Annotated in this window: 6 protein-coding genes; 5 read left to right on the top strand and 1 reads right to left on the bottom strand. The window is 39.3% G+C overall.

Going from position 1 to position 4,105, the window contains the following annotated elements:
* Window positions 1–368: hypothetical protein (locus BM390_RS15105; RefSeq protein WP_089855769.1), on the bottom strand; the 368-nt coding region annotated here is incomplete at its 3' end.
* A gap of 247 nt (window positions 369–615) precedes the next feature.
* Between BM390_RS15105 and dnaX the strand changes: the two genes are divergently transcribed.
* The 5 genes from dnaX to BM390_RS15080 all read left to right on the top strand — a co-directional run bounded on the left by dnaX (window position 616) and on the right by BM390_RS15080 (window position 3,793).
* Window positions 616–2,304, top strand: coding sequence for a DNA polymerase III subunit gamma/tau (dnaX, locus tag BM390_RS15100; RefSeq protein ID WP_089855766.1), 1,689 nt, complete (start codon window positions 616–618; stop codon window positions 2,302–2,304).
* Window positions 2,305–2,332: 28 nt separating this feature from the next.
* Window positions 2,333–2,653, top strand: coding sequence for a YbaB/EbfC family nucleoid-associated protein (locus BM390_RS15095; protein WP_062323925.1), 321 nt, complete (start codon window positions 2,333–2,335; stop codon window positions 2,651–2,653).
* 11 nt (window positions 2,654–2,664) lie between these two features.
* The gene (gene recR, locus BM390_RS15090; protein WP_062323927.1) at window positions 2,665–3,261 is read left to right on the top strand and encodes a recombination mediator RecR; all 597 of its coding nucleotides are present in this window, start codon (window positions 2,665–2,667) and stop codon (window positions 3,259–3,261) included.
* Between the two features lie 21 nt (window positions 3,262–3,282).
* Complete coding sequence (locus BM390_RS15085; protein ID WP_089855764.1) at window positions 3,283–3,501, top strand: YaaL family protein; 219 nt, start codon at window positions 3,283–3,285, stop codon at window positions 3,499–3,501.
* Between the two features lie 94 nt (window positions 3,502–3,595).
* The gene (locus BM390_RS15080; protein WP_062323930.1) at window positions 3,596–3,793 is read left to right on the top strand and encodes a pro-sigmaK processing inhibitor BofA family protein; all 198 of its coding nucleotides are present in this window, start codon (window positions 3,596–3,598) and stop codon (window positions 3,791–3,793) included.
* Window positions 3,794–4,105 lie beyond the last annotated feature (312 nt).

The following is a 4,105-nucleotide window of genomic DNA, read 5'->3' as shown; positions in this document are numbered from 1 at the left end:
CCTTTTATCTTTTGAAGGGTCGTCAAGCGCGCCTTCGTCGCTTTTATTTTTCTTTTAACGGCATTGATTTGCTCTTTTTTATTACGCATGTACACCTTCTTCAATTCTTTTTGCGCGGATAGAAGCGCCCGTCCTTGTTGAACAGCACTGGTCGCATAATAATCATTTAATCCGTAATGTTGTTTCAACTGTTGATGGATGGAGACGGAACTTTTCGCTTTCACGCCCCTAAGCTCCCGGACCTCCGCTTGATAGCGAAAATGTTTGGCTTGATTAAACACCCGAAGGGTGTGATTCATGGACATAACAAAATCAGGGTCGATCTTATACTTATATAAGCGATTTGAAAAAATGGCCTTCATGCCCATGATACCCACCCTCTCTTTGTTTTGTGACGGTCACTGTTAGTGCTTTAATTGTACCATGAGGAATATATGTTTGTCACTTCAAAAATATTCAAAAAATCGATTCATCACCCACCTAGTGCTGACGCACTTGAGGAAGGTGTCTTCTCGCCCTAAAACGATAAAATCCAGGGAGATTAACTAATGCAACTTCTGTGTGTTTCAGTTATAATAAGATGAGACTTAACACGAAGAGAGGATCCGGTTATATATGAGCTATCAAGCCCTATATCGTGTCTTTCGCCCACAAGTATTTGAAGATGTGGTTGGACAGGCACATATAACACGAACATTACAGAATGCTCTCGTACAAGATAAATTCTCACACGCTTATCTGTTTACTGGCCCGCGAGGGACAGGAAAGACAAGTGCGGCAAAAATATTTGCGAAGGCGATTAACTGTGAACACGCCCCAACGAAAGAGCCGTGTTTAGAGTGTGCCAGCTGTAAAGGTATCCAGTCAGGAGCGATTCCTGATGTGATGGAAATTGATGCTGCTTCTAATAATGGTGTCGAACAGATTCGTGATATACGAGATAAAGTGAAATATGCCCCGACATCCGTACCTTATAAGGTGTATATTATCGATGAGGTGCATATGTTATCGATGGGTGCCTTTAATGCGTTATTAAAGACGTTAGAAGAACCACCAAAACACGTCATCTTTATATTAGCAACAACAGAGCCACATAAAATCCCGCTAACGATTATTTCGAGGTGTCAGCGTTTCGATTTTAAACGGATTACGCAGCAAGCCTTAATTGAACGAATGAAAGTCATTATGGCTCATGAAGATATGACCGTAAGTGACGAGGCTTATCATCAGATTGCGCTCGCGGCAGAAGGTGGAATGCGGGATGCATTGAGTCTTCTAGATCAAGCGATCTCGTATAGTGATGGTGAAGTGACGTTAGAAGATGTGTTACAGATTACAGGTTCTGTCTCACAAGCAAGGCTACAACAGCTCACAGTAGCACTAGCCGATAAAGACGTGAGTACAGCCCTGAGCCTTGTCGACCAGTTCATTCAAGAAGGAAAAGATCCCGGACGTTTAATTCATGATTTGATTTACTTCTTGCGGGATGCGTTGATGTACCGGGCCGCGCCAACGCTTGCTAATCAATTAGAGCGTGCCGTACCTGATGAGGCTTTTAAAGAACTAGCCAATCGACTCGATCCACACTGGATCCAACAGGCGATTAGTGAATGGAATCATTGTCAACAAGAGATGAAGTGGACGACAAGTCCAAAAGTCTTTATAGAGATTAGTGTATTAAAACTAACAGAAGAAGACCAAGCGTCGTCAGTAGCCAATGATTCACACATTTTGCAGTTAACCGAAAAGCTTGGTAAACTAGAAAAAGAACTACGAGTGTTAAAAGAACAAGGCATAAAAACAGAGCAAGCTGCATCACCCAAGCGTCAACAAAAGCGTACCCCGCAAAGTAAGAGTAACTATAAAATACCGTTTGAAAAAATCCGCCTCACGTTAGAAAAGGCAGAAAAAGAACACTTACAAAATGTGCAACGCGCTTGGGCAAATGTATTGCAACAAGTGAAAACGAAAAGTGCGCCAGCTCATGCGACCTTGCAAGATGCTAAGCCAGCAGCGGCATCGTTTGATAACTTGGTGATTGCTTTTAAATATGATATTCATTGTTCGTTAGCACTTGATCATCGGGAACTAATAGAAGCGATTCTGTTAGAAACAACGGGACATCACATGTCATTTATCCCAATTCCTGAAGAAGCGTGGCTGAAATTGCGCGAGGACTTTATTAAAGAACAAAAGTTAAAAGCAAAAGATTCAGGAGAAACAGAAGAACAAGAAGAAGACCCCGTTGTTGAAGAAGCACGGAAATTAGTCGGTGATGATTTAATAGAAATACATGAAGACTAAAGTTTTTAATTACAAGGAGGAAAACACAATGCGTGGAAATGCAAACATGAATAAAATGATGAAACAAATGCAAAAAATGCAAAAAGATATGATGAAAGCTCAAGAGGAATTACAAGAGATGAGCTTTGAAGCAACAGCAGGTGGCGGTATGGTTAAAGTCATTGCTAACGGTAAGAAGGAAATTGTTGATGTAGAGATTAATGAAGAAGTTGTTGATCCAGATGATGTAGAAATGCTACAAGATTTAATCATTGCTGCGACAAATGAAGTATTAAATAAAGTGGATGAAACATCAAACGAGAAGATGGGTAAATTCACTCAAGGTATGAATCTTCCGGGAATGTTTTAAGGAGCGAGTATATGTATTATCCTGAACCAATTTCAAAGCTGATTGATAGCTTTACTAAATTGCCAGGAATCGGACCGAAAACTGCGGTCCGACTGGCTTTTTTTGTTTTAAATATGAAAGAAGACGATGTGCTAGATTTTGCGAAGGCATTAGTCAATGCGAAACGGGAACTCACACACTGCAGCGTATGCGGCCATATTACTGACCAAGATCCATGCCAGATTTGTAGTGATCATACCCGCGATGACTCCGTTATTTGTGTCGTACAAGATCCTAAAGATGTTATTGCAATGGAAAAAATGCGTGAATTTAATGGACGTTATCACGTGCTCCATGGGGCAATCTCACCGATGGATGGGATTGGACCAGAAGATATTAATGTACCTGATTTAATTAAACGTTTAAAAGATGATAAAGTCGAAGAGCTTATTCTCGCAACAAACCCTAATGTAGAAGGTGAAGCAACGGCGATGTATATCTCTCGTCTCGTTAAACCGTCAGGTATCCGAATTACTCGGATCGCTCATGGCTTACCAATGGGTGGCGATTTAGAGTATGCCGATGAAGTGACTTTATCGAAAGCATTAGAAGGTCGACGTGAATTATAATCTGAAAGTGATGTGTTGATTATGGGCTTTCGAACAAACCGAAAGAAAAAACAATATGAACAAGCATTGCTTGATGACATTTACCGTTTGCAGTCAGAATGGACACAAGTTAAAGGTGTGATGGAACGTAGTTTAGATCCATCCGTTGAAGGTGAGTACCAATTGAAGATTGCGGAAATAAAATATTTCTTCTTATTAAGAGAAGCAAGACGTCTACACTTAAACGCCCGTCAAAAATGATGGGCGTTCTTTTTTTTTAGTTTCTTCATATAAATAATAACGATGTAATAGTTAAAAAGAGCATGGTTAGTATAATGATGATGGAGGGAATAAAATGAAAAGATTAGGATTTCAAATAGCTAAACTGATTTATCGCATGATTGCAAGTGTACTTATTATCTTCTTTATCAATGTCATTGGTGGATTGATTGGTTTTCATTTACCTATTAATGTTATGACGGTTGGGATAACGACAGCGCTAAGTGGGTACGGCTTAGCTAGTTTGATGTTGATGAAAATCCTTATCTTTTAAACGTATTTAATGAAGGAACAGCTCAATCGACAAGTTTTTTAAAAAACTTGCAATTAATCCTTGCATTTGAAAAGCTATTCGTGGTATATTATTTAGGCAGTCTTTTGAGAGGGCATTTCAAATAATGATTGAAAATAACTTTTTTGTAAAAAGTTATTGACTTCCATCCAAGAGATATGTTATAGTTAAATAGTTGTCAACAAAACGACAGCGAAACATTTGACCATTGAAAACTGAATAACACACACAGTAATGTTAAGAAATAAAGTAAGACAAGCTAGTGCTTGAAACCAGAGTAAAGTATTACTCATC

Source organism: Halolactibacillus miurensis, from assembly GCF_900116255.1.
Taxonomy (GTDB): domain Bacteria; phylum Bacillota; class Bacilli; order Bacillales; family Amphibacillaceae; genus Halolactibacillus; species Halolactibacillus miurensis.
Note: the sequence above shows the minus strand (reverse complement) of the source record. Positions and strands in the feature narration are given on the sequence as shown.

What these genes read in the sequence shown, in the direction of transcription:
- dnaX (WP_089855766.1), top strand. Translation starts at nt 616, where the DNA reads ATGAGCTATCAAGCCCTATATCGTGTCTTTCGCCCACAAGTATTTGAA.
- BM390_RS15095 (WP_062323925.1), top strand. Translation starts at nt 2,333, where the DNA reads ATGCGTGGAAATGCAAACATGAATAAAATGATGAAACAAATGCAAAAA.
- recR (WP_062323927.1), top strand. Translation starts at nt 2,665, where the DNA reads ATGTATTATCCTGAACCAATTTCAAAGCTGATTGATAGCTTTACTAAA.
- BM390_RS15085 (WP_089855764.1), top strand. Translation starts at nt 3,283, where the DNA reads ATGGGCTTTCGAACAAACCGAAAGAAAAAACAATATGAACAAGCATTG.
- BM390_RS15080 (WP_062323930.1), top strand. Translation starts at nt 3,596, where the DNA reads ATGAAAAGATTAGGATTTCAAATAGCTAAACTGATTTATCGCATGATT.